The sequence below is a fragment of the Kineococcus sp. GCM10028916 genome, from assembly GCF_042674865.1.
GTDB lineage: Bacteria > Actinomycetota > Actinomycetes > Actinomycetales > Kineococcaceae > Kineococcus.
In genome coordinates this window covers 208,006-233,445 of record NZ_JBHTFM010000001.1, presented here as the reverse complement: position 1 = coordinate 233,445, position 25,440 = coordinate 208,006, and the positions used below count along the sequence as shown (strand labels likewise).

Below are 25,440 nucleotides of genomic sequence, written 5' to 3'. Positions count from 1 at the left end.
CACGGATCCCGCCCCGGCCGCGGAGACCGGGCCGGGGCGGGAGGTTCACGTGGTGGGTCAGCTGGCCTTGCCGGCGTCGACCTCGGCCTGGGTGTAGTACTCGGTGTCGACCAGGGCGGTCTTCACGTTGTCCTTGGTGACGACCTGGGACTCGAGCAGGAAGGCCGGGACGACCTTGACGCCGTTGTCGTACGTCTTGGTGTCGTTGGCCGTGGGCTCCTTGCCGGCGAGGATGTCGCCGGCGGCGGTGACGGCCTCGTCGGCGAGCTTGCGGGTGTCCTTGAAGATGGTCGAGTACTGCACGCCGTCGTTGATGAGCTTGACGGAGGCGATCTCGGCGTCCTGACCGGTGATGACCGGCATCTTCTTGTCCGCGGCGCCGTAGCCCGCGTTCTGCAGCGCGGTGATGATGCCGCGGGAGATGCCGTCGTAGGGCGAGAGGACGCCGTCGACCTTGCTGCCGTCGTTGTAGGCGGAGGTCAGGAGGTTCTCCATGCGCTGCTGCGCGACCTCCTGCTGCCAACGGAGGATGGCGGCCTGGTCGATCTTCGACTGCTTGGACTTGACGACGATCTGACCCTTGTCGATGAAGGGCTGCAGGGTGTCGATCGCACCGTCCCAGAAGAACTGCGCGTTGTTGTCGTCCAGGGAACCGGCGAAGAGTTCCACGTTGAACGGGCCGGTGGCGGTGCCGGGGGTTCCGTCGGCGTTCAGCAGGCCGAGACCGGTCAGCAGCGAGGTGCCCTGCTGCACACCGACCTTGTAGTTGTCGAACGACACGTAGAAGTCGACGTCAGCCGAACCGCGGATGAGGCGGTCGTAGGAGATGACCTTGATGCCCGCGGCCTTGGCGGCGGTGAGCTGGCTGGTCAGCGCGGTGCCGTCGATCGCGGCGATGATGAGGACCTTGTCACCCTTGGTGATCATCTGGTCGATCTGCTGCGCCTGCGTCGGGATGTCGTCGTTGGCGAACTGCTTGTCGACCTTGTAGCCGGCCTTCTTCAGGCCCGCCTCGACGTTGTTGCCGTCGGCGATCCAGCGCTCGGAGGTCTGGGTCGGCATCGAGACACCGACGGTGACGTCGGAGGGCTTGGCGGAGGAACTGCCGTCACCGCTGGCGGTGTCGGTACCCGCACCGCCACCGCCACAGGCAGCGAGGGTGAAGGCGATACCTGCGCCGAAGACGGCAAGGGCACTGCGGCGTTTCATCACGGCGGAACTCCTCTGTACCTCGTGAATGCCGCGCGAACGAACTCGCGCGGCACTGAGTGTGCGCCAGACGGCGCTGGGGGATGGATGTTCACTGCGGGGCTCGAGCTTCCTCGTCCCAGCGCCCGACAGCAGGTCGATCTGACGATCTGGTGTGACTGGTGACTTCATTGTTAACGTTGCCAAACGCGCTCGTCAAGCTGTTCACCCAGACGCCGAGAAGGTGCACGTGGTAGTGCGGGCGTGGGTTACCCTGACGCCGCGAGGTCGACGCCGACAGGAGCACTCCCCCGCACCCCCGGTCGTTCCTCAGCCCTCTCCCGTCCCTCAGCGATGAGGGACGGGACCTGCTCACCAGTCAGGAAGTGGCATGTCCGCCGATTCCGAGGCCCGGGGCGCCGCTGCCCCCGAGGCCGAGTCGCGCGTTCCGGTCCTCGCCGACGTCGCCGCGCTGGCCGGCGTCTCCCAGCAGACCGTCTCACGCGTGGTGCGCGGCAGTCCCTCCGTCGCGCGTCGTACCCGCGAACGCGTCGAGCTCGCCATCGCCGAGCTCGGCTACCGGCCCAACATCGCCGCCCGCACCCTCGTCACCCGACGCTCCCACCGCATCGGCGTGGTCGCGGCCGACACCTCGCTCTACGGCAGTGTCACCACGCTGTCCGGGATCCAGGAGGCGGCCCGAGCGGCCGGGTACTCCGTCTCGCTCGTGATGCTGCCCGACCTCACGCCGGACGGTGTGCGGACGGCGCTGGAGGAACTCCGCTCGCAGTACGTCGACGGCGCCATCGCCGTCGTCCCCGAGGACGCCTCGCAGGAGGCCGTCCGCGCGGTGGACGCCGCGTTCCCCTGCGTGCTGGCCCCGGGCCTCGACGGGGCCGGGATCGCCGACGCCTACTGGGCCGAGGTCACCGCGGCCCGGGAGGCGACCCACCACCTGCTCGACCTCGGGCACACCACGGTCCACCACGTCGCCGGGCCCCGGGACTGGGCGGAGTCGCGGGCACGCTCCACGGGCTGGCGGACCGCGCTGGTCGAGCGCGTGCGGGTCGTACCCCGTCCCGTCCGCGGCGACTGGTCCGCGCAGTCGGGGTACCTGGCGCTGGGCGAACTGCCGTTGGAGGAGGTCAGCGCCCTCTTCGTCGCCAACGACCACATGGCCGTGGGGGTCCTGCGGGCGCTGGCCGACGTGGGCCGCTCCGTCCCCGACGACGTGAGCGTCGTCGGCTTCGACGACATCCCCGAAGCGCGGTTCCTCTTCCCCCCGCTGACGACGGTCAGCCAGGACTTCGCCGAGATCGGCCGCCGTTGCGTGCGGGTGCTGCTCGGCCGCCTGGGCGAGCGCGTCGTCGAGACCGGTCCGGTCTCCCCCGCTCTCGTCGTCCGTTCCAGCACCGCCGGCCCCCGCTGACCGGACACCCCCGGCACGACAAAGGCCCCGACCGGGATCCGGTCGGGGCCTTCGTCAGTCGATCAGCGTGTCAGCGGACGATCAGTTCCCGCCGGTGAGCTTCTCGCGCAGAGCCGCCAGGGCCTCGTCGGACGCCAGCGTGCCGGCGGCCTCCGGAGCCTCGGAGGTGTAGGACGACGGAGTGGAGGACGAAGAGCTGCTGCTGCTCGAGGAGCTGGAGCTGCTGGTCGTCGACGCCGCGGTGACGCCCTCGGCTTCGGCCTTCGCCTCGGCCTCGGCCTGCTCGGCCACGGACTTCTTGTGGGCCTCCCAGCGCTCGTGGGCGAGGGCGTACTGCCCTTCCCACTCCTCGCGCTGGGTCTCGAAGCCCTCGAGCCAGTCGTTGGTCTCGGGGTCGAAGCCCTCGGGGTACTTGTAGTTCCCCTGCTCGTCGTAGTCCGCCGCCATGCCGTAGAGCGAGGGGTCGAACTCCTCGCCCGCGGCCGCGAGGGCCTCGGTGGCCTGCTTCAGCGACAGCGAGATCCGGCGACGCTCGAGGTCGATGTCGATGACCTTGACGAAGATGTCGCTGTTGACCTGGACGACCTGCTCCGGCACCTCGACGTGGCGCTCGGCCAGCTCGGAGATGTGGACCAGGCCCTCGATGCCGTCGTCGACGCGCACGAACGCACCGAACGGGACGAGCTTGGTGACCTTGCCCGGCACGACCTGACCGATCGCGTGGGTCCGGGCGAACTGCTGCCACGGGTCTTCCTGCGTCGCCTTGAGCGACAGGGACACGCGCTCGCGGTCCATGTCCACGTCGAGGACCTCGACGGTGACTTCCTGACCGACCTCGACGACCTCGGAGGGGTGGTCGATGTGCTTCCAGGACAGCTCGGAGACGTGGACGAGACCGTCGACGCCACCGAGGTCCACGAAGGCACCGAAGTTGACGATCGAGGAGACGACGCCGGAGCGGACCTGACCCTTCTGCAGGGTCGTGAGGAAGTTCTGGCGCACCGCGGACTGGGTCTGCTCGAGCCAGGCACGGCGGGACAGGACCACGTTGTTGCGGTTCTTGTCCAGCTCGATGATCTTGGCTTCGATCGTCTGGCCCACGTAGGGCTGCAGGTCGCGGACGCGACGCATCTCGACCAGCGACGCGGGCAGGAAGCCGCGGAGACCGATGTCGAGGATGAGGCCGCCCTTGACGACCTCGATGACGACGCCCTCGACGACCTCGTCGGCTTCCTTCTTGGCCTCGATGGTGCCCCAGGCGCGCTCGTACTGAGCGCGCTTCTTGGACAGGATCAGACGGCCTTCCTTGTCCTCCTTCTGGAGGACCAGGGCCTCGACCTCGTCGCCGACACCGACGACCTCGTTGGGGTCGACGTCGTGCTTGATCGAGAGCTCGCGCGAGGGGATGACGCCCTCGGTCTTGTAACCGATGTCGAGGAGGACCTCGTCGCGGTCGACCTTCACGATGGTGCCGGAGACGATGTCACCGTCGTTGAAGTACTTGATGGTCGCGTCGACCGCGGCAAGGAAGTCCTCAGCCGATCCGATGTCGTTGATCGCGATCTGAGGAGTGGTGCCCGCCGGCGCGGTCGTGGTGGTCGTCATGGAGGTAGGGGCTCCGTCATGGACAGTCGTAGGGTCGCGGGCCGGGTCGTCCCGGCCGCCACCTGCGCCACCCGGGGAACCGTAGGTGGAACCTGGGGACGCAAGCCGTGCGAGCTTACCTGTGCGCGGCGGAGGGGGCAAAGCCGCCCCGGCACCGGGGTGACTGGGACGATCTCCCGGTGAGCACCGAGGAACTCCCCGACCAGCCCTCCGTGGGACGCCGCAGCGTCGGCGCGAGCGAGACCGTGGCCGCCCAGCGCCGCTGGTGGGACGCCGAGGCCGACGGGTACCGCCGCGAGCACGGCGCCTTCCTCGGCGACGACCGGGAGGGCTCGGACCTGGTCTGGGGACCGGAGGGCCTGCGCGAGGCCGACGCGGGGCTGCTCGGCGACCTCACCGGGAGGACCGTCCTGGAGTTCGGCGCCGGGGCCGCGCAGTGCGCCCGCTGGGTCGCCGCCCGCGGCGGACGGGTCGTGGCCAGCGACCTCTCCCTCGGGATGCTGCGCGAGGGCTCCGACGCCGCCTACGCCGCAGGGGTGCCGCTGGTGCAGTGCGACGCCCGGGTGCTGCCCTTCGCCGACGACAGCTTCGACGTCGTCTTCACCTCCTACGGGGCACTGCCCTTCGTCGCCGACGCGGACGCCGTGCTCGCGGAGTGCGCCCGCGTGCTGCGCCCGGGCGGCCGGTTCGCGGCGAGCGTCCCGCACCCGCTGCGGTGGGCCCTGCCCGACGTCCCCGGCCCCGAGGGCCTCACCGCCACCCACTCCTACTTCGACCGCCGGGCCTACGTTGAGGCCGACGAGCACGGCGTCGTGACCTACGCCGAGCACCACCGCACCGTCGGCGACTGGGTGCGGCTCCTCGTCAGCGCCGGTTTCGTGGTGCGCGACCTGGTCGAACCCGAGTGGGCGGCCGGCGACGCCGTGTGGGGCGGGTGGAGCCGGCTGCGGGGAGAATTGCTGCCGGGGACCCTCGTCCTGGTGGCTGACCTGCCGTGACCGTGCGTGTGCACGCCCCGGACCGTCGCACCCACCGGCGTCACCACGTGGAGTGAGGCGTCGGTGGGACGGAGTGGGCGTCAGGGCGACCTGTCCGGCACACCCACACCTCACCCCACGGCGCGGCAGCGTCGGGTCGGACCGGTGGCAGGTCGGCCGGTCGCTGCGGGGGTGACCACCGCAGCGACCCGCCCGACCGGGGTCAGTGCCCTGCTTCGTGCCAGCTGCGCCCGACGCCGACCGACACGTCCAACGGCACGGCCAGGTCCGCCGCCCCCGCCATCGTCGAGCGCACCAGGGCCTCCAGGGCCTCGCGCTCGCCCTCGGCGACCTCGAGGACGAGTTCGTCGTGGACCTGCAGGAGCAGCCGCGAGCGCAGCCCGGACTCGCGCAGACCCCGGTCCAGGTCGAGCATCGCGACCTTGATGATGTCGGCGGCGGAACCCTGGATGGGAGCGTTGAGGGCCATCCGCTCGGCCATCTCGCGACGCTGGCGGTTGTCGCTGGCGAGGTCGGGGAGGTAGCGGCGGCGACCCATGATCGTCTCGGTCCACCCGGTCCGGCGGGCCTCCTCGACGACACCGAACAGGTAGTCGCGCACCCCGCCGAAGCGTTCGAAGTACTCGTCCATGAGGCCCTTGGCCTCCTCGGTGGAGATCTTCAGCTGGTTGGAGAGCCCGAAGGCGCTGAGGCCGTAGGCGAGTCCGTAGGACATCGCCTTGATCTTGGCGCGCATCTCGGACGTCACGTCGGCGGGTTCGACGTGGAAGACGCGACTGCCGACGAAGCGGTGCAGGTCCTCACCGGAGGTGAAGGCGGCGATCAGCCCCTCGTCCCCGGAGAGGTGGGCCATGATCCGCATCTCGATCTGGGAGTAGTCGGCCGTGAGCAGGCACTCGAACTCCCCCCCACCAGCTGCGTAGGACCCGACGACGAACGCCTCCCGGATCCGGCGTCCCTCCTCGGTGCGGATCGGGATGTTCTGCAGGTTCGGGTCCGTGGAGGACAGCCGACCGGTCGCGGCGATCATCTGCTGGTACGTCGTGTGGATGCGGCCGTCGTCGGCCACGGACTTCTGCAGCCCCTCGACGGTCTGGCGCAGCCGGGACGCGTCACGGTGCTCGAGCAGGTGGGCCAGGAACGGGTGCTCGGTCTTGACGAAGAGCGCGGCCAGCGCGTCGGCGTCCGTCGTGTACCCGGTCTTGGTGCGCTTGGTCTTCGGCATCTCCAGCTGTTCGAAGAGCACGGTCTGCAACTGCTTGGGCGACCCGAGGTTGATCTCGGTGCCGATGACCTCGTAGGCGAGGGTCTGCGCCTGCGCGACGCGCTCGGCGAAGTGCGCCTCGAGGTCGGTCAGCAGCTGCCCGTCGACGGCGACGCCGACCCGTTCCTGGCGGGCGAGCACCTCGACGAGCGGCAGTTCGACCTCGCGCAGCAGCCGGGTGCCGCCACGCTCCTCGAGCTCGGTCGCGAGCACCCCGGCCAGCTCGGAGATCGCGAGCGCCCGGACCATGCCCTCCTCGGCGCGGGCCTGCTCGTCGCCGCCGACGGGACCGTCGTCACCGTCGAGGGTGAGCTGCTCGTCGACGGGTTCGGCGGGCGAACCGGGCGCGGACCCCTCGGCGCGCAGCTCGCGCTTGAGGTGGCGCACGGACAGGTCGGCGAGGTCGTAGCTGCGCTGGTCGGGGCGGCACAGGTAGGCGGCGAGGGCGGTGTCGAAGACGACCCCGGCCAGCTCCCAGCCGCGGGCGAGCAGGGCGTGGGTGGGGCCCTTCACGTCGTGGGCGACCTTGGGTCGTGCGGGATCGGCGAGCCAGGCGGCGAGGGCCTGCTCGTCGCCCGGTTCGAGGGTGACCGGGTCGATCCAGGCGGCGACGCCGTCGGCGCCGGCGAGGGAGAGGCCGGTGACCTCGCCCGTACCGCGTCCCCACTCCCCCGTGACCTGCAGTCCGGTCCGGCCCTGGGCGTGCTCCCGCAGCCAGGGGGCGACCTCGCCGCCGAGCAGGATCGCGCCGTCGACGCCGAACCCCTCCTCGGCCTCCGGTTCGGCCGACTCCAGCGTCGCGAACAGCCGGTCGCGCAGGACGCGGAACTCGAGGCCGTCGAAGACGGTGTGGACCTCCTCGCGGTCCCAGGCGCGGCGGATCAGCTCGGGGATGGTCGCGGAGAGCTGGAGGTCGTTGACCAGCGCGTTGAGGCGGCGGTTGCGGATGACGGAGTCGAGGTGCTCGCGCAGGCTCTCCCCCGCCTTGCCCTTGACGAGGTCGGCGTTGGCGATGACGCCGTCGAGGCCGTCGTAGAGGTTGATCCACTTCGCGGCGGTCTTCGCGCCGACGCCCGGCACCCCGGGCAGGTTGTCCGAGGTCTCCCCCACCAGGGCCGCGAGGTCGGGGTAGCGCTGCGGCGGGACGCCGTACTTCGCCTCCACGGCCTCGGGGGTCATCCGGGTGAGCTCGGAGACCCCCTTCACCGGGTAGAGGACGGTGACCTCGTCGCGGACGAGCTGGAAGGCGTCGCGGTCCCCGCTGGAGATGAGGACCTCGAAACCCTGCTCGACGGCCCGTTCGGTGAGGGTGGCGATGACGTCGTCAGCCTCGTAGCCCTCGATCTCCACGATCGGCACCCGCAGGGCGGTGAGGACCTCCTTGACCAGGTCCACCTGCCCGCGGAACTCGTCCGGGCTCTTGGTCCGGGTGCCCTTGTACTCGGCGTAGACCTCGGTGCGGAAGGAGGCGCGCGAGACGTCGAAGGTGACGCAGAAGTGGGTCGGGTCCTCGTCGCGCAGCAGGTTGATGAGCATCGAGGTGAAGCCGTAGACGGCGTTCGTCGGCTGGCCCGTCGTGGTCGCGAAGTTCTGCACCGGCAGGGCGTAGAAGGCGCGGTAGGCCATCGAGTGGCCGTCGATGAGCAGCAGCCGGGGGCGGGTGGGCGCCGCCTTCTTCGCGGGCTTCGCGGCGGTCTTCTTCGCGGCGGCGCGAGTGGGCGTGGAGGCAGCGGGTGTCACGTCGGTCAGGGTAGCCAGCCCCTGCGACACGGGCCTCACCAGCGAGGGGTCAACGGCCGGGGTCGCTCCAGTCCGCCCGGCGCCCCGCGCGCTTCGCCACGTACATGGCGGCGTCGGCGCGGGCGACCAGCGTGCCGGCGGTGTCGCCGAGGACGGCCCTCGCGGAGCCGGCGCTGGACCCGATGGGCAGCCGGTGCAGGTCCCCGGCCAGCTGCGGGGTGCGGGGCAGGTTCTCGCGCAACGTCTCGCAGGCGCGCCGGGCGAGGTTCTCGACCTCCTGCTGGTCCTCGCTGCGGTGCAGCACGACGAGGAACTCGTCGCCGCCGAGGCGGGAGACCTCGGCGCCTCCGGGGTGGACGGCGACGACCTCGCGCAGGACCTCGCTGACCCGGATCAGCAGCGCGTCGCCGACGGCGTGCCCGAGGCGGTCGTTGACGGACTTGAAGCCGTCGAGGTCGAAGAAGATCACCGCGGGGGCGTGCTCGCCCCCGGTCGGGGCGGTGGCGAGCGCGTCGTCGAGGGCGCTCAGCACGGCGGAGCGGTTGAGGCAGCCGGTGAGGCCGTCGGTGGTCGCACGGTGGGCGAGGCGCCGCTGGGCGCGCACGGCCTCGGTGACGTCCTGGACGACGAGCACGACACCGGGTTCACCGTCGTCGTCGCCCAGGGGGACGACGTCGATCGAGCAGTGCTGGGCGCCGGACCAGTCGTCGCCGCCGACGGTGACCTGGACGTGGGCGTCGTCACCCCCGGTGAGGCAGGCCTGCACGGCGGCCAGGGTGCGGGTGGCGCAGTCCTCGCCGCAGTCGGCGAGGCGGGCGGCCAGCGAGGCGTCCTCGGCCAGGCCCGCGGGCGAGCCCAGCAGCGCGCCGAAGCGGGCGTTGACCTGGACGACGCGGCCCTGCACGTCCATCCGGAGCAGGCCGACGGGCAGCGCCTCGACGGTGCGGCGGAAGAGCCGCTCCCGGCGACGCAGCTCCTCCACGGCGGCCATCTCGGTGCTGATGTCGGTGAGTTCGGCGACCACGGACACGGTGCCGTCGTCGGTGGGCACGATCTGCTGCACGACCTCGAGCCAGAGCCAGCTGCCGTCGCCGCGACGGTGGCGCAGCCGCGACCGGTAGCCGACTCCGGTGCTCAGCATCTGCATCCACCCGTCGAGGGCGACGGCGACGTCGTCGGGGTGCAGGAACTCCGTGGAGCGGTGTCCCAGCATCGCCGCGGCGGGGTGTCCCAGGAGGCGTTCGGCCCGGTCGCCGACCTCGGTGATGAGGGCGTGGGAGTCCTTGCGCAGGGTGGCGGTGCGCGGACGCACCTCCTCGATGACGCGGGTGATCTCCTGGGCGCCGCTGCCGGTCCCCACCACGGTGACCCCGAGGGGGGTCAGCGAGGCCAGGTAGCACCCGTGCTCCGCGCGGGCGTCGGCGAAGGCGAGGGCGTACTGCTCGGGGTTGCCCGGCAGCCTGACCACCCCGGAGGCGACGCCGTCGGCCTGCACGGACTCCCACATCTCGACCACGCGCATCAGGTCCAGGGAGTCCACGAGGTGGGCCAGCGTCGTGCGGTGGCCGGGCGGGGTGAGCGCGGTCCCCGCGGGCAGTTCCAGGCTCGCGGGGACGGTGACGAGCACGCCCACGTCGTCGATGGCGCAGACGCGGGACCGCCCGTCGGCCCGCATGGCGGCGACGATGGCGGCAGCTGCTTCCGACGTGCTCACCTTCGGGGTGTCGGGCACCCCGGAGGTGGTCTTGAGCCTCAGGAGGCGGTCGGGACACCCGTGCCGGGAGTCGTCGGGGCCGCCGAGCGGGCCAGCCGGGCCCGCAACGAGCGGCGCCGGGCCACGACGTCGGTGGTGTGCACGAGGGCGGCGGGTCCCTCGGAGAGACGACGACGCAGGACGTGGACGGGGACCGCGCGGCGCACCACGGCGGGCGCGAACCCGAGGCGGGCCATGTAGCGGGTGTAGTCGCGGTCACCCGGCAGGACGGTGCAGGCGATCTGCTCGGCGCCCTCGGCCTGGGCCAGGTGCAGCGCACGACGCAGCAGCGCCCGGCCGACTCCGCGACGCCGCAGGGCCGGGACGACGTGGAGGTGTTCGATGCTGGGGCCCGCGGTGCTGCCCAGCGGCAGCAGCGGCGAGGTCGTCAGGAGGGCGTAGCCGGCGGGCTCGGCGCCCAGGAACGCGATGAGCACCTGGACCTCGCCGGCCTCCATCGCCCGCTCGAGCCGGGCCCGGACGCTGCCCACCGAGGCGCGCAGCTGGCCCTGGTCGAAGCGGGCGCTCGAGTAGAGCTCCATGAGGGCGTCGAGATCGCCCGTGCCGGCGTCTCGGACCTCTACGGCAGGTCGTGCCACGTGATCCCCTTCCACGAGGTGCGTCGACGCACCCGACGAAGCAGACCGGGCCCCCGCTCCGGTGGCCGCCCCGCTTGCTCGTGGCGACTGCGCCGGACACTAGGGCACGAGAGCGCCGGGGCGGAAGGTACCCCCACGATCTGGGGGTCACCTTCGACGCTGCGTGCTCGGTTGTGCTGTCAACGTGACGATTCGCCGCGCCCGCGGTCAGGCGCACGCAGACCCCGGGAGCGGGGCTCCCGGGGTCTGCGGCGTCGAGACGGACGGGGAGGACCTAGACGTCGCCCCCGAGGTAGGCGGCGCGGATGGAGTCGTCGGCGGCCAGTTCGGCCCCCGTGCCCGTCCGCACGACGGTTCCGGTCTCCAGGACGTAGGCCACGTCGGAGATCCGCAGCGCCTGGGCGGCGTTCTGCTCGACGAGCAGGACGGTGGTGCCCTGCTGGTTGATCTCCACGATGATCGAGAAGATCTGCTGGATGAGCTTGGGCGCGAGGCCCATGGACGGCTCGTCCAGGAGCAGCACGCGGGGTCGACTCATGAGGGCACGCCCGATGGCGAGCATCTGCTGCTCCCCGCCCGACATCGTCCCGGCGAACTGGGTACGGCGTTCCTTCAACCGCGGGAACAACGTGTAGACGCGGTCGAGGTCGCTCCGGTAGGCCGCCGAGCGCCGGTCCTTGCGGGTGTAGGCGCCCATGTCGAGGTTCTCCTCGACCGTCATCCCGACGAACGTCCCCCGTCCCTCCGGGGCCTGGCAGAGCCCCTTCGTGACGAGCTTGTGCGAGGGCACCTTGGTGATGTCCTCGCCCTCGAACACGATCCTGCCGGTGCGCACGGTCCGCAGACCCGACACCGTCTTGAGCGTGGTCGTCTTGCCGGCCCCGTTGGCGCCGATGAGGGTTGCGATCCCGCCCTGGGGGACGCTGAAGGAGACGTTGCGGATGGCCTCGATGCGCCCGTAGTTGACGCTGAGGTCGTCGACGACGAGCTGGGTCTCACCGAGGGTCTTCTGCGTCGGCGTGCTCACTGGTCGTCCTCCTCGGACTCGACGCCGAGGTAGGCGGCGATGACGGCGGGGTCGTTGCGGATGTCCGCGGGGAGCCCGTCGGCGATCTTCTTCCCGAACTCCAGGACGACGATCCGGTCGGTGACGCCCATGACCAGGCGCATGTCGTGCTCGATGAGCAGGACCGTGTTGCCCATGTCCCGGACCCGGCGGATCAGGTCCATCAACCGCTGCTTCTCGACCGGGTTGAAACCCGCGGCGGGTTCGTCCAGGCAGAGCAGCTTCGGCCGGGTGGCCAGGGCGCGGGCGATCTCCAGGCGGCGCTGCTCGCCGTAGGAGAGGTTGCGCGCCAGGTCGTCCGCCCGGTGGGAGAGGTCCATCATCTCGAGCAGTTCGTCGGCCAGCCGGTGCCCCTCGCGGGTCTCGCGCCGGTGGCGGGGCAACCGGAACAGGGAGTTGATCACCCCCGAGCGGTGGTGGGAGTCGGCCCCGACGAGGACGTTCTCCCGCGCGGTCATGTTCCCGAACAGACGGATGTTCTGGAACGTGCGGGCGATCCCGAGGCGGTTGATCTGGAACCGCTTGCGCTTGCCCAGCGGCTGCCCGTCGAAGACGACCCGGCCCGACGTCGGCTGGTAGACGCCGGTGAGGGCGTTGAAGCACGTCGTCTTGCCGGCGCCGTTGGGGCCGATCAGGCCGAGGATCTCCCCCTCGCGGATCTCGAAGGAGACCTCGTTGAGGGCGACGACCCCGCCGAACTTGAGGGTGACGTTCTCCATGGTCAGCAGCGCACGGCCGGCCTGGGCCGGTGCGGTGTTCCCGGTGTCCTTCGTGAGCTCAGGCACGAGCGCCCTCCTCGGTCCCTTCGAGTTCCTTGGTGGCGGCGTCGGCGCGTTGGGCACGCTTCGCCCGGCGCGGTGGCAGCAGACCCTGCGGGCGGAAGTTCGCCAGCAGCAGCAGGAGCAGGCCGAAGACGACGATGCGGAAGTCGGCGAACTCGCGGAAGCGTTCCGGCAGGTAGGCCACGACGACACCACCGACGATGGCGCCCCAGCGGTTGCCCTGACCACCGATGACGACGGCGGCGAGGAACATCATCGACAGCTGGATCATGAACGAGTCGGGGTTGATCGACCCGATGCGCGAGGCGTACAGCGCCCCCGACAACCCCCCGACGAACGCCCCCATGGCGAACGCGAGCAGCTTGAAGCGGAACGTCGGTACCCCGTTGAGCTCGGCGGCCTCCTCGTCCTCGCGGGTGGCCTCCCACGCGCGGCCGACGCGGCTGGCCTGCAGCAGCTTGTCGGCGATGAGGACGACGATGATGACGATCAGGGCCAGCCAGTAGTACGGCACCGCGTCGAGCAGTCCGAACTTCAGGAAGATCGACTTCGCGCCGTCCCCGAGGTCCACCTGGGCCGTCGCCCCGTCCCAGACCAGGCTGGGCAGGCCGAACAGTTCGGTGGACGGCGGACGCGGGATCCCGGTGATGCCGCGGGCCTGGTTCAGCCACGAGGAGTTCAGGGCGGTGAGACGGATGATCTCGCCGAACCCGAGGGTCACGATCGCCAGGTAGTCACCGCGCACCCGCAGGGTCGGGGCCCCGAGGAGCAGACCGCTCGCGGTGGAGATGGTGACGGCCAGGATGACCAGGACGAACCAGTTGATGTGGCCGTGCAGCGACCCGCCGACCCCGACGGTGTAGGCGCCGATGGCGTAGAAACCCACGTACCCGAGGTCGAGCAGACCCGCGTAGCCGAGCACGATGTTCAGGCCGAGGGCGACGAGGGCGTAGTTCGCGACGGTGGCCAGCACGGACCCGAACTCGGCGTCCGGGGTGGACACGATCGGCAGGTTCATCAGCGGCAGGACGAAGAAGAAGACCGCGATGAGCACCCAGACCAGGATCTGGGCGGGTTTGGGCAGGGCCGACCAGCGGTCGACCAGGGTCGGCTTCACGGGTTTCGCCGTGGCGGAGGTGCTCATGCGCGGGCCTTCCCGAGGGACTCACCGAGGATGCCGGTGGGCCGGAACAGCAGGACGACGATCAGCAGCAGGAACGACACGACGTCCTTCCACGACGACGCCAGCCCGAACAACGTGGCGTAGTTCTCGGCCAGGCCGAGGACGAGACCGCCGACGAGGGCGCCGCGGATGTTGCCGATGCCGCCCAGGACGGCGGCGGTGAAGGCCTTGATGCCGAGGATGAACCCGACGTTGTAGCGGGTGACCCCGATGTGCAGCAGGTACAGCAGCGCCGCTGCACCGGCCATCAGGCCACCGATGAAGAACGTCAGCTGGACGACGCGCTTCTGGTTGACCCCCATCAGCGCCGCGGCCTCGGGGTTCTGCGACACGGCGCGGACACCCCGGCCGAGGCGGGAGCGGCTGACGAACTGGTCGAGCGCGACCATCATGAGGATCGCCGCGATGAGGACGATGAGCTGGTTGCTGCGGATCTCGAAACCGCCGACCGCCAGCACCTGCACGTTGGGCAGCGGGTTGGGGAAGGAGGTGTTCTCCCGGGCCTGGCGGACGTAGTCGCCGAGGACGCCGTCGAGGCCGACCCAGCCGGCGATGCGGTCCCGCAGACCCATGATCTCGGACAGCATGAAGGAGGCCCCGATGGCCGAGATGAGCGCGACCAGCGGCGGCGCGTGCTTCTCACGCAGGCGGCGGTAGGCGATCCGTTCGACGACGAGGGCGACACCACCGCTGACGAGCATGGCCACGACCAGCGCGACGATCAGCAGCCCGATCGCGGCCACCCAGTTCATGCCGGAGTGCGCACCGAGCAGCGTCATGGCCCAGACGGCACCGAAGCTGCCCCACATGAAGACTTCGGAGTGCGCGAAGTTGATGAGGCGCAGGACGCCGTAGACGAGGGTGTAGCCGAGGGCGAACAGGGCGTAGATCGCGCCGATCACCAGACCTGTGAATGTCAGGTCGAGAAACGTGGACAGGGGAACCACCCGGGGTGAGGGGAACGAGCGGGGGGACGGTGAGGACGTGCGACGGCCCCACCCGCACAGCGGCGGGTGGGGCCGTCGACGACGTCAGGAAGCCTTGATCTCCTGGTCGGCCACGATCTGGCCGCCCTCGACCTTGTAGGCCCAGACGCTGATCTCGCTGGGCTCACCCTTGTCGTCGAACTTCAGCTGCTTGGTGACACCGGCCTCGTCGTAGCTGGCCACGTAGGACAGCAGGTCGGCGCGGGTGACCTTCCCGGCCGCGATGCCCTTGAGCAGGATCGTCGCGGCGTCGTAGCCCTCGGCCGAGTAGGTGGCCGGCGCTGAACCGTTCTCCTTGGTGTAGTCGGCGACGAAGGTGCCGCCGGCCTTGTCCGGCGGCAGGCACGGGCAGGTGAGGTAGGCACCTTCGGCCGCGGACTCGCCCGCCGCGGTGATGAGCCCCTGGTCCTTCGCGCCGTCGTCGGAGACGAAGGCGACCTGGTCCGAGGTCAGCCCCGCGTCGCGCATCTGCTTGAGCAGCAGCCCGGCCTCGGCGTAGTAGCCGCCGAAGAAGACGGCGTCGGCGCCGGAGGCGCGGATGTCGGCGACGACGGCCGAGAAGTCCGTCTGGCCCTTCTGGATGGTGTTGTCCTTGATGTCGGCCGCGCCCAGGCCCTTGCGGGTGAGGTCGGCCAGGCCCTTGCCGTACTCGGAGGAGTCGTCGACGACGTACACCTTCTGCTTGCCCAGGGTGCCGGTGATGTAGGACGCGGCGGCCGGGCCCTGCGAGGCGTCGTTGCCCAGGACGCGGAAGAAGGTCTTCCAGCCGTTCTCGGCCAGCGCGGGGTTGGTGGCCGAGGGGGTGATCGCGACGAGGTTGACGTCGGGGTCGGCGAAGATCGGGTCGGCGACCTTGGACTCGCCGGAGAACGCCGGACCGACGAGGCCGATGAGGTTCTTGTCGCCGGCGGCCTTCTGGGCCAGACCCTGGGCCTGGTTCTGGTCACCCTGGGAGTCAAAGGGGGTGAGCTTGACCTGGCACGCGCCGGACTCGGCGTTGTGCTCCTTGAGGGCCAGCTTCACGCCGTTCTGGATGTTGACACCCAGGTTCGCGTCGGGGCCGGTGAGGGCGCCGAAGAAGCCGATGCTGAGGTCGGAGGGGCAGCTGCTGCTGCCTCCGCTCGACTCGCCGCCGGTCGCGGTGTCGTCGCCGCCGGTGGTGCCGCACGCAGCGAGCAAGAGGGCGGCGGCCGCGGCCGGAGCCGCGAGTTTGACGATGGAGCGCACTGGCTTGTCCTCCTGGGCCGTGGGCGCGGGAGGCGCACCGACGCACGCACCCGCGGGCACCACCCGTGAGCGGTGGAGCCGGGGTGAACACTAGGGGGCGCACAGCACTTTCGGGGGTATTGCGTGTACGAGTTCACCGGGTCGTTACACACATCGGTCAACACCGAGCCCCGGAACTGCGCAGATGTTCCGTTCCGTGACCGGATCGACGCCGAAACGACAACAACCCCGACCTGCGCGGAGCGCGTGTCGAGGCTGTCGTCGTGGTGCGGTGACCGCAACGGGAGCTGCTGGGCAGAACGTCAGGCGCGGTCCTCGCCGCCGGCGCTGATGACCGTCGTCGCGACCTCGCGCATCGTGAGGCGCTTGTCCATCGAGGTCTTCTGGATCCAGCGGAAGGCCTCGGGCTCGGACATGCCGAACTGGGTCTGCAGCTTCGACTTGGCCCGGTCGACGAGCTTGCGCGTCTCGAAGCGGTCGGCGAGGTCGGCGACCTCGTCCTCCAGCGCCATGATCTGCTGGTAGCGGCTGACCGCGATCTCGACGGCCGGCAGCAGGTCGGCGGACGTGAACGGCTTCACGACGTAGGCCATCGCGCCGGCGTCGCGGGCGCGTTCGACGAGCTCGGCCTGCGAGAACGCCGTCAGCAGGACGACGGGCGCGATGCGGGCCTTGGCGATGCGTTCCGCGGCGGAGATGCCGTCGAGGATGGGCATCTTGATGTCCATGACCACGAGGTCGGGCTTGTGCTCCTCGGCCAGCGCGACGGCCTGCTCGCCGTCACCCGCCTGACCGACGACGTCGTACCCGGCCTCGGTGAGCATCTCCACGATGTCGAGCCGGATGATGGCCTCGTCCTCCGCGACGACCACCCGACGAGTGGTCGCGGAGGGGGCGGGGGTGTCGGGAGTGTTCGTCACGGAGGGCATCCTAGTCCGTACCCCGCACCTACTACGACCCGTCGTCGCGTCGGGTGTCCCCGAGGGGTGTCGAAGGCACCGCTCCGGCTTCGGTAAGGTGATCCGGCATCCTCCGGGACGCCCTGGTAGCCCAACCGGCAGAGGCATGCGACTCAAACTCGCACCAGTGTGGGTTCGAATCCCACCCAGGGCACGCGTGAACGGTCGTCGGCCCCGCAGCTGCTCCCCGGACTCCGGTCCGGAGGGGCCGTTGCGGGGCCTTCGTCGTCTCCGGCCCCCGACGGCACGGCCCGAGGACGACGAAGCGCCCCCCGGCTCCAGGTGGTCCCTGGCCGGGGGGCGCTGCGTCGTCGTCCGTCAGCGGTAGGCGGCGGTCGATCCGGACGTGGCGTCGCCGATCCGGTGGACGCGGACGGCGTTGGTGGAACCGGCGATGCCCGGGGGGGCACCGGCGACGATGACGACGAGGTCACCGACGGCGCAGCGGCCCATCTCCTGGAGGCGACGGTCCACCTCCTTCACCATCTCGTCGGTGGTGGAGATGAACGCGGCGAACTCGGGCTCGATGCCCCAGGACAGCGCGAGGCGGCGGCGGGTCTTCTCATCGGGGGTGAAGGCCAGCAACGGGATGCCGGAACGCAACCGGGACAGGCGGCGGGCGGAGTCCCCGGACTGCGTGAAGGTCACGAGCAGCTTGGCGTCGAGCTGCTTGCCGATCTCGGCGGCCGCGAGGGTGACCGCGCCCCCCTTGGTGTGCGGCACCGTGCCGAGGGCGGCGATGCGTTCCGCGCCGTGGGTCTCGGTGTTCTCGATGATGCGGGCCATCGTGCGGACCGCCTCGAACGGGAACGCGCCGACGCTGGTCTCGCCGGAGAGCATGAGCGCGTCCGCGCCGTCGAGGACGGCGTTGGCGCAGTCCGAGGCCTCGGCGCGGGTCGGACGCGGCGCGGTGATCATCGACTCGAGCATCTGGGTCGCGACGATGACGGGCTTGGCCTGACGACGGGCGAGCTCGATGGCGAGCTTCTGGACCAGCGGCACCTCTTCGAGGGGCAGCTCCACCCCGAGGTCACCGCGGGCGACCATGATGCCGTCGAAGGCGGCGACGACCTCGCGGATGTTCTGCACGGCCTGCGGCTTCTCGACCTTGGCGATGATGGGGACGGTGATCCCCTCCTCGTCCATGATCGCGTGCACGTCGTCGGCGTCCGCGGCGGAGCGGACGAACGACAGCGCGACCATGTCGACGCCGAGCTGGAGGGCGAAGCGGAGGTCCTCGATGTCCTTCTCGGACAGGGCGGGGACGCTCACGGCCACGCCGGGCAGGTTGATGCCCTTGTTGTTGCTGACGGGGCCGGGGACGGTCACCTTGGTGGTGACGCGGGGACCCTCGACCCCGGTGACCTCGAGGCCGACCTTGCCGTCGTCGATGAGGATCGCGTCGCCGACCGACACGTCGCCCGGCAGACCCTTGTAGGTCGTCGACGAGACGTCCTTGGTGCCGACGATCTCCTCGGTGGTGATCGTGAACACGTCACCGACCGCGAGGTCGTGGGGACCGGCGGCGAACTTCCCGAGGCGGATCTTCGGACCCTGCAGGTCGGCGAGGATCGCGACCGAGCGTCCGCTGGCGGCCGCAGCCGATCGCACCCCCTCGAAGTTCGCCCGGTGGTCGTCGTGGGAACCGTGGCTCAAGTTCAGCCGGGCGACGTCCATCCCGGCGTCCACCAGTGACTGCAACCCTTCGGGACCCGCCACGGCGGGTCCGAGGGTGCAGACGATCTTCGCTCTGCGCATACCCAGACCCTATTGCGCCCGCAGCGGTGATCGGTGCGTGGGGCGCGCCGCGCACCCTCGAACTCACCGGATCGTCACCTGCCCGACGCCTGCGCCGTGTGGGTGGGGCCTCGACGGGCCGCACTCCCCCGGCCCCGTCACACTGGGCCCGTGAACGCGCACGAACCGCAGCAGCAGAAGGACTTCGACCGCGAGATCGACGAACTCGCGGAGGAGGGGAGCGAGCACGAGTACGCCGTCTACCTGCGCCTGCACGAGGACCGCCGCTGGCCGCCGGGGGCGTTGCAGACGCTGCTGGCCGACCTGCACGCGACCCACCCGCGCCTCGAGCAGGTCGACGCACCCCGCCACGACGTCGTCATCAGCGTCGACGGGGACGGTCTGGACGCCCAGGGCGCGGCCCGGCACGCGGTCGCGCGCGTCACCGCCGCCGCACAGGCCCGCGGGTTGTCCGGGCACGCCGCCGACGTGACCGTGCTCAGCGACAACGCCGTCTGGACCTACGACAAGGACGAGGTCGCCGGCTGGTAGTCCGGTGAACCACTTCTGGGGGACTTTCCACCCTTCCCGCGCACGAGAAGGGTGGAAAGTCCCCCAGAAGTCGGGTCGATCAGGCGGTCAGCGGCACCGCGTCGGCCCGGATGGGCGACGGGAGCGCGGTGTCGCCCATGAGGAACTCGTCGACGGCCGACGCGCAGGCACGGCCCTCGGCGATGGCCCACACGATGAGCGACTGCCCACGCCCGGCGTCGCCGGCCACGTAGACGCCCGGGGTCGAGGTCGCGTAGCCCGGGGTGCGGGTGAAGCGGGTGCGGGCGTCGGCCTGCAGACCGAGCTGCTCGACCAGACCACCGTGCTCGGGACCGGTGAAGCCGATCGCGAGCAGCACGAGCTGGGCCGGGAGGTCCTCCTGGGTCCCCTCGATCGGGGTCCAGACGCCGTCGACCTTCTCGACCTCGACGACGCGCAACGCGGTGACGTGACCGTCCTCGCCGATGAGCGCCTGGGTCGAGGCGGAGAACTTCCGCTCCCCGCCCTCCTCGTGGGAGGAGGACACCGAGAAGACCTTGGGCATCGTCGGCCACGGTTCGGCCTCGTGCCGCTCCCCCGGAGCCTGGGGGTAGATGTCCAGCTGCGTGACCGACTTCGCCCCCTGGCGCAGGGCGGTGCCGTAGCAGTCGGAGCCGGTGTCGCCGCCGCCGATGACGACGACGTCGAGACCCGCCGCGTCGATGTGGTCCGCGGGACGTTCCTCCCCGACCGCGACGCGGTTGGTGGGCGGCAGGTACTCCATGGCCTGGTGGATGCCGGCCAGGTCGCGGCCGGGCAGGTCCACGTCGCGCCACGCCGTCGCGCCCGTCGCGACGACGATGGCGTCGTAGCGGTCCCGCAGCTGCTCGCCGGTGATGTCCTCACCGATGGAGACGCCGGCGCGGAACCGGGTGCCCTCGGCCTCCATCTGGGCGAGACGGCGGTCCAGGACGGCGCGTTCCATCTTGAACTCGGGGATGCCGTAGCGCATCAGCCCGCCGATCTTGTCGTCGCGCTCGTAGACGGCGACGGTGTGACCGGCCCGGGTGAGCTGCTGCGCCGCCGCGAGCCCGGCCGGGCCGGACCCGATGACGGCGACGGTCTTGCCCGTGAGGCGCTCGGGGACGCGCGGTTCCAGCCAGCCGTTCTCGGCCGCGTTCTCCGCGATCATCACCTCGACCTGCTTGATCGTCACCGGCGGCTGGTTGATGCCCAGCACGCAGGCCGACTCGCACGGCGCGGGACAGAGCTTCCCGGTGAACTCCGGGAAGTTGTTCGTCGCGTGCAGGCGCTCGATGGCCTCGTGCATGTCACCGCGACTCACCAGGTCGTTCCACTCGGGGATGAGGTTCCCCAGCGGGCACGCGCTGTGGCAGAACGGGATGCCGCAGTCCATGCAGCGCCCGGCCTGGCGCTGCAACTGCTGCATGTCCTGCTTCTCGTAGACCTCGCGCCAGTCCATGAGGCGCAGCGGGACGGGACGGCGCGGGGGCAGTTCCCGCTCCCGGACGGTGAGGAATCCCCGGGGATCAACCATGCGAAGCCTCCATGATGCGGGTGAGCACGGCGTCGGAGTCGGGTTCGAGGCCGTCGCTGACAGCCTTGGCCCGCACCTCGAGGACGCGCTGGTAGTCCCGCGGGACGATCGTCGAGAAACGGTGCCGCGCAGTGCCCCAGTCGGCGAGCAGCTTGGCGGCGGTGGTGGAGTCGGTGTGGTCGCGGTGGCGCACGAGCAGCCCGTGCACCGTCGCGGCGGCCTCGTCGTCGAGCGGGACGACGTCGACCATGTCGCGGTTGACGCGCGACTCCTTGAGGTCGAGCACGTGGGCGAACCCGCCCGACATGCCCGCGGCCACGTTGCGCCCGACGCGGCCGAGGATCACGACCACCCCGCCGGTCATGTACTCCAGCGCGTGGTCGCCCACCCCCTCGACGACCGCCGTCGCCCCGGAGTTGCGGACGCAGAAGCGTTCGCCGACCTCACCGCGCAGGAAGAGCGAACCGCTCGTGGCGCCGTAGGCGATGACGTTGCCGGCGACGATGTCGCGTCCCCGGGAACCGGAGGCGCGGTCGGGGCGCACGACGACGGTCCCGCCGGAGAGCCCCTTGCCGACGTAGTCGTTGGCGTCGCCGAAGAGGCGCAACGTGATGCCCCGGGGCAGGAACGCCCCGAGGGACTGACCGGCCGACCCGGTGAGGGTCACGTCGATCGTGCCCTCGGGCAGACCGTCCTCGCCCCACTTCCGGGTCAGCTCGTGACCCAGCAGGGTGCCGACGGTGCGGTTGACGTTGCGCACGGGCAGCTCGACCTGGACCGGCGTCCCGTCGGCGAGGGCACCGGAGGCGCGCTCGATGAGCACGTGGTCCAGCGCCTTCTCCAGCCCGTGGTCCTGGGTCTGGGACCGGTAGAGGGTCGTACCCGCCGGCGGGACCGGCGCGTGCAGGATCGGCGAGAGGTCCAGACCGGACGCCTTCCAGTGCGAGACGGCGCGACGGCTGTCGAGGACCTCGACGTGGCCGACGGCCTCCTCGACCGAGCGGAAACCGAGCGAGGCGAGCATCTCGCGCACCTCGAGGGCGATGAACTCGAAGAAGTTCACGATGTACTCGGCCTTGCCGGTGAAGCGGGCCCGCAGTTCCGGGTTCTGCGTCGCGACGCCGACCGGGCACGTGTCCAACTGGCAGACGCGCATCATGATGCAGCCCGACACGACCAGCGGGGCGGTCGCGAAGCCGAACTCCTCGGCGCCCAGCAGCGCGGCGATGACGACGTCGCGGCCCGTCTTGAACTGCCCGTCGACCTGGACGGTGATCCGGTCGCGCAGCCCGTTGACCACGAGGGTCTGCTGGGTCTCGGCGAGACCGAGCTCCCAGGGACCGCCGGCGTGCTTGAGGCTCGTCAGCGGCGCGGCGCCCGTGCCACCGTCGGCACCCGAGATGAGCACGACGTCGGCCTTGGCCTTGGAGACGCCCGTCGCGACGGTGCCGACGCCGACCTCGGAGACCAGCTTCACGTGGACCCGGGCGGCCGGGTTCGCGTTCTTCAGGTCGTGGATGAGCTGGGCGATGTCCTCGATGGAGTAGATGTCGTGGTGCGGCGGCGGCGAGATGAGCCCGACGCCCGGCGTGGAGTGCCGGGTCCTGGCGATGTTCGGGTACACCTTGTGCCCGGGCAGCTGACCGCCCTCGCCGGGCTTGGCGCCCTGCGCGACCTTGATCTGCAGGTCGGTCGCCGACGTCAGGTAGTTGCTCGTGACGCCGAAGCGGCCGGAGGCGATCTGCTTGACGCGCGAGGTCCGCTGCGGGTCGTAGAGGCGGTCGACGTCCTCGCCGCCCTCACCGGAGTTGGACCGTCCGCCGAGCTGGTTCATGGCGACCGCGAGGACCTCGTGGGCCTCCTGGCTGATCGAGCCGTAGCTCATCGCGCCGGTGTTGAACCGCTTGACGATCTCGCTGACGGGTTCGACCTCGTCGAGCGGGACGGGCTCGCGGACCCCCTTCTTCAGCTGCAGCAGACCGCGCAGCGTCATCAGCCGTTCCGACTGCTCGTCCACCCGGGAGGTGTACTTGCGGAAGAGGCCCTCGTTGCGCTGACGCGTGGAGTGCTGCAGCTGGAAGACGGTCTCGGGGTCGAACAGGTGCGGCTCACCCTCACGGCGCCACTGGTACTCGCCCCCGGTCTCCAGCCGGCGGTGCGCGCGCTCCTGGCCCTCGAGGGGGTAGGCGAGGCGGTGCCGCTGGGAGACCTCCTCGGCGAGGACGTCGAGGCCGACGCCGCCGAGGCGGGAGGTCGTGGCGGTGAAGTACTCGTCGACGAGGGTCTGGGAGAGACCCAGCGCCTCGAAGACCTGCGCCCCGCGGTAGGACGCAACGGTCGAGATGCCCATCTTGGACATGACCTTCAGGACGCCCTTGCCGAGCGCCTTGATGAGGTTCTTCACGGCCGTGGTGCCGTCGACGTTGGTGATGACGCCGTGGCGGACGAGGTCCTCGACGGTCTCCATGGCCAGGTAGGGGTTGACCGCGGCCGCGCCGTACCCGATGAGCAGCGCGACGTGGTGCACCTCGCGGACGTCACCGGCCTCGACGAGCAGCCCGACCTGCGTGCGCAGCTTCTGGCGCACGAGGTGGTGGTGGACGGCCGAGGTGAGCAGCAGCGACGGGATCGGCGCGTACTCGGCGTTGGAGTCGCGGTCGGAGAGCACGACGAAGACGGCGCCGTCGGCGATGGCGCGCGAGACCTCGGCGCGGATCTCCTCGATGCGACGGGCGAGTTCCGCCCCGCCGCCGGCGACCCGGTACAGGCCCTTGACGGTGTGGGTGGTGCGGCCGGGGTTGCGACGGTCCTTGTCGATGTGGACCATCTTCGCGAGCTCGTCGTTGTCGATCACCGGGAACGGCAGGACCAGCTGGTGGCAGTGCGCCGCCGACTCCGAGAGCGGGTTCTGCTGCGGCCCGGCGGTGGTGATCAGCGAGGTGACGAGCTCCTCGCGGATCGCGTCCAGCGGCGGGTTCGTGACCTGCGCGAAGAGCTGGGCGAAGTAGTCGAAGAGCAACCGCGGGCGCGGCGAGAGCACCGCGAGCGGGGTGTCGGAACCCATCGAGCCGATCGGCTCGGCCGCCGCACGGGCCATCGGCGCCAGGATGAGCCGCAGCTCCTCCTCGGTGTAGCCGAAGGTCTGCTGACGACGCGTGACCGAGGCGTGGCTGTGCACGATGTGCTCGCGCGGGGGCAGGTCCCCGAGGTGGACGACGTTCTTGAGCCACTCGGCGTAGGGCTGGGCGGCGGCGAGCTCGGACTTGATCTCCTCGTCGTCGACGATCCGGCCCTTGGCCGTGTCGACGAGGAACATCTTGCCGGGGGCGACGCGGCCGCGGGCCACGATCGAGGACGGGTCCAGCTCGAGCACACCGGTCTCGGAGGCCAGCACGACGAGACCGTCGTCGGTGACCCAGTACCGCGAGGGGCGCAGGCCGTTGCGGTCCAGGACGCCGCCGATGACGGTGCCGTCGGTGAAGGTGAGGTTGGCCGGGCCGTCCCACGGCTCGGAGAACATCGAGTGGAACTCGTAGAAGGCCCGGCGGGCCGGGTCCATCTCGGTGTTGTTCTCCCAGGGCTCCGGGATCATCATCAGCACCGCGTGCGGGAGGGAACGCCCGCTGAGGTGCAGCAGCTCCAGGACCTCGTCGAAGGAGGCGGAGTCGGAGCCCTCGGTCGCGCAGACCGGGCCGAGGCGCTGGACGTCACCCGGGATGAGCGGGGTGGACATCGTCGACTCGCGGGCGGCGGTCCAGTTCCGGTTGCCCTTGACGGTGTTGATCTCGCCGTTGTGGGCGATGGCCCGGAACGGGTGCGCCAGCGGCCAGCTCGGGAAGGTGTTCGTCGAGAAGCGGGAGTGGACCAGGCCGAGCTCGGAGGTGAACCGGCGGTCGGAGAGGTCGGGGAAGAACGGCTCGAGCTGCCCGGTGGTGAGCATCCCCTTGTAGACCATGGTCCGCGAGGACAGGGAGGGGAAGTAGACGGCGAGTTCGCGCTCGGCGAGCTTGCGCAGCGCGTAGACGCGGCGGTCCAGGACGATGCCGGTCTCCTGCGCCTGCAGGCCCTCGCGGCGGGTCGCGACGAAGAGCTGGGCGAAGAAGGGCATCGCGGCGCGCGCCTGCTGGCCCACGAGGTCGGCCGTCACGGGCACGTCGCGCCAGCCGAGGACGTCGAGGCCCTCGGCGACGGCGATCTCCTCGATGCGGGCGACCGAGGCGGCGCGTTCGGTCTCGTCCACCGGTAGGAAGGCGTTGCCGACGGCGTAGGCCCCCTTGGCCGGGAGCTCGATGCCCTGCTCGGCCATGACGGCACGCAGGAACTCGTCGGGGACCTGGGTGAGGATGCCGGCCCCGTCACCCGTGTTGGTCTCGGCGCCGACCGCACCCCGGTGGTCCAGGTTGCGCAGGGCGGTGAGGGCGTGGTCGACGATGTCGTGACCGGGTTCGCCGCGCATGGTGGCGACGAAGGCGACACCACAGGCGTCGTGCTCGTTGGCTCGGTCGTAGAGACCGGCCGAGGGCGGGAACGACGTGAACGGCAGCGGGCGGACCGGCGGGGTCAGCGGCCGGGTCACGGACGTGGTGATCGGGTGCGACGCGGGGAAATGCGACATGCAGTGCACCGTCCTCGGAGAGAGGTCGCGATCGACCTCGAGTGGACAGGGGGTCTCTCGACGGATCTCCTCGAGCGTTCGCCACACGGGTGGCGATCTCGGCGAGCCGGGTGGGTCTCTTCGAGATGAGGCTCACGCCTGGAGGGCGCGCACCACGAACGGGGGGCGGCGCTGGCCCGCGTTCACCTCACTGTAACGCGCGAGACGCGGTGCTCAGGCG

17 protein-coding genes and 1 tRNA gene are annotated in these 25,440 nt (G+C 70.8%); 4 read left to right on the top strand and 14 right to left on the bottom strand.

Going from position 1 to position 25,440, the window contains the following annotated elements; genetic code table 11:
- Positions 1-57: 57 nt before the first annotated feature.
- Complete coding sequence (gene chvE, locus ACFQ46_RS01160) at positions 58-1,209, bottom strand: multiple monosaccharide ABC transporter substrate-binding protein (RefSeq protein ID WP_380256362.1); 1,152 nt, start codon at positions 1,207-1,209, stop codon at positions 58-60.
- Positions 1,210-1,579: 370 nt separating this feature from the next.
- On the opposite strand from chvE, the gene ACFQ46_RS01155 reads away from it, so the two are divergent.
- Positions 1,580-2,617 carry a LacI family DNA-binding transcriptional regulator gene (locus ACFQ46_RS01155; RefSeq protein ID WP_380256360.1) on the top strand — a complete coding sequence of 346 codons (1,038 nt, stop codon included), beginning with the start codon at positions 1,580-1,582 and terminating at the stop codon, positions 2,615-2,617.
- A gap of 81 nt (positions 2,618-2,698) precedes the next feature.
- Here the strand turns inward: ACFQ46_RS01155 and rpsA are convergent, their stop codons facing one another.
- Positions 2,699-4,222: a 30S ribosomal protein S1 gene (rpsA, locus tag ACFQ46_RS01150; RefSeq protein ID WP_380256358.1), complete on the bottom strand. Its 1,524-nt coding sequence runs from the start codon at positions 4,220-4,222 to the stop codon at positions 2,699-2,701.
- 179 nt (positions 4,223-4,401) lie between these two features.
- Here rpsA and ACFQ46_RS01145 point away from each other — a divergent pair, with 179 nt between their 5' ends.
- Positions 4,402-5,220 carry a class I SAM-dependent methyltransferase gene (locus ACFQ46_RS01145; RefSeq protein ID WP_380256356.1) on the top strand — a complete coding sequence of 273 codons (819 nt, stop codon included), beginning with the start codon at positions 4,402-4,404 and terminating at the stop codon, positions 5,218-5,220.
- A gap of 202 nt (positions 5,221-5,422) precedes the next feature.
- Here ACFQ46_RS01145 and polA read toward each other — a convergent pair whose 3' ends face one another.
- From polA to ACFQ46_RS01100, 9 genes are all read right to left on the bottom strand, one after another.
- Positions 5,423-8,224 carry a DNA polymerase I gene (gene polA / locus ACFQ46_RS01140; RefSeq protein ID WP_380256354.1) on the bottom strand — a complete coding sequence of 934 codons (2,802 nt, stop codon included), beginning with the start codon at positions 8,222-8,224 and terminating at the stop codon, positions 5,423-5,425.
- Positions 8,225-8,273: 49 nt separating this feature from the next.
- Positions 8,274-9,938, bottom strand: coding sequence for a diguanylate cyclase domain-containing protein (locus ACFQ46_RS01135; RefSeq protein WP_380256352.1), 1,665 nt, complete (start codon positions 9,936-9,938; stop codon positions 8,274-8,276).
- 38 nt (positions 9,939-9,976) lie between these two features.
- Positions 9,977-10,576: a GNAT family N-acetyltransferase gene (locus tag ACFQ46_RS01130; RefSeq protein WP_380256350.1), complete on the bottom strand. Its 600-nt coding sequence runs from the start codon at positions 10,574-10,576 to the stop codon at positions 9,977-9,979.
- 274 nt (positions 10,577-10,850) lie between these two features.
- Complete coding sequence (locus ACFQ46_RS01125; RefSeq protein ID WP_328295959.1) at positions 10,851-11,603, bottom strand: ABC transporter ATP-binding protein; 753 nt, start codon at positions 11,601-11,603, stop codon at positions 10,851-10,853.
- Positions 11,600-12,427, bottom strand: a complete 828-nt coding sequence (locus ACFQ46_RS01120) for an ABC transporter ATP-binding protein (protein WP_380256348.1) — start codon at positions 12,425-12,427, stop codon at positions 11,600-11,602. Before ACFQ46_RS01120 ends, ACFQ46_RS01125 begins: the two co-directional genes overlap by 4 nt.
- Complete coding sequence (locus tag ACFQ46_RS01115; RefSeq protein WP_380256346.1) at positions 12,420-13,568, bottom strand: branched-chain amino acid ABC transporter permease; 1,149 nt, start codon at positions 13,566-13,568, stop codon at positions 12,420-12,422. Before ACFQ46_RS01115 ends, ACFQ46_RS01120 begins: the two co-directional genes overlap by 8 nt.
- On the bottom strand, positions 13,565-14,554 hold the full coding sequence (locus tag ACFQ46_RS01110) for a branched-chain amino acid ABC transporter permease (RefSeq protein WP_380256344.1): 990 nt from the start codon (positions 14,552-14,554) through the stop codon (positions 13,565-13,567). The genes ACFQ46_RS01115 and ACFQ46_RS01110 overlap by 4 nt, the downstream gene beginning before the upstream one ends.
- Before the next feature lie 84 nt (positions 14,555-14,638).
- The gene (locus tag ACFQ46_RS01105; protein WP_380256342.1) at positions 14,639-15,820 is read right to left on the bottom strand and encodes a branched-chain amino acid ABC transporter substrate-binding protein; all 1,182 of its coding nucleotides are present in this window, start codon (positions 15,818-15,820) and stop codon (positions 14,639-14,641) included.
- A gap of 302 nt (positions 15,821-16,122) precedes the next feature.
- Positions 16,123-16,749 (bottom strand): response regulator, encoded by a 627-nt coding sequence (locus tag ACFQ46_RS01100; protein WP_328295954.1) that lies wholly within the window; start codon positions 16,747-16,749, stop codon positions 16,123-16,125.
- 110 nt (positions 16,750-16,859) lie between these two features.
- Between ACFQ46_RS01100 and ACFQ46_RS01095 the strand changes: the two genes are divergently transcribed.
- Positions 16,860-16,933, top strand: a tRNA-Leu gene (locus ACFQ46_RS01095).
- A gap of 164 nt (positions 16,934-17,097) precedes the next feature.
- Here ACFQ46_RS01095 and pyk read toward each other — a convergent pair.
- Complete coding sequence (pyk, locus tag ACFQ46_RS01090; protein ID WP_380256340.1) at positions 17,098-18,537, bottom strand: pyruvate kinase; 1,440 nt, start codon at positions 18,535-18,537, stop codon at positions 17,098-17,100.
- Between the two features lie 150 nt (positions 18,538-18,687).
- Between pyk and ACFQ46_RS01085 the strand changes: the two genes are divergently transcribed.
- Entirely contained in the window at positions 18,688-19,068 is a 381-nt protein-coding gene (locus tag ACFQ46_RS01085; protein ID WP_380156606.1) for a hypothetical protein, read from the top strand.
- Between the two features lie 79 nt (positions 19,069-19,147).
- Here ACFQ46_RS01085 and ACFQ46_RS01080 read toward each other — a convergent pair whose 3' ends face one another.
- Positions 19,148-20,605: a glutamate synthase subunit beta gene (locus tag ACFQ46_RS01080; RefSeq protein WP_380256338.1), complete on the bottom strand. Its 1,458-nt coding sequence runs from the start codon at positions 20,603-20,605 to the stop codon at positions 19,148-19,150.
- Positions 20,598-25,220, bottom strand: a complete 4,623-nt coding sequence (gene gltB / locus ACFQ46_RS01075) for a glutamate synthase large subunit (RefSeq protein ID WP_380256336.1) — start codon at positions 25,218-25,220, stop codon at positions 20,598-20,600. The genes ACFQ46_RS01080 and gltB overlap by 8 nt, the downstream gene beginning before the upstream one ends.
- Between the last annotated feature and the right edge of the window lie 220 nt (positions 25,221-25,440).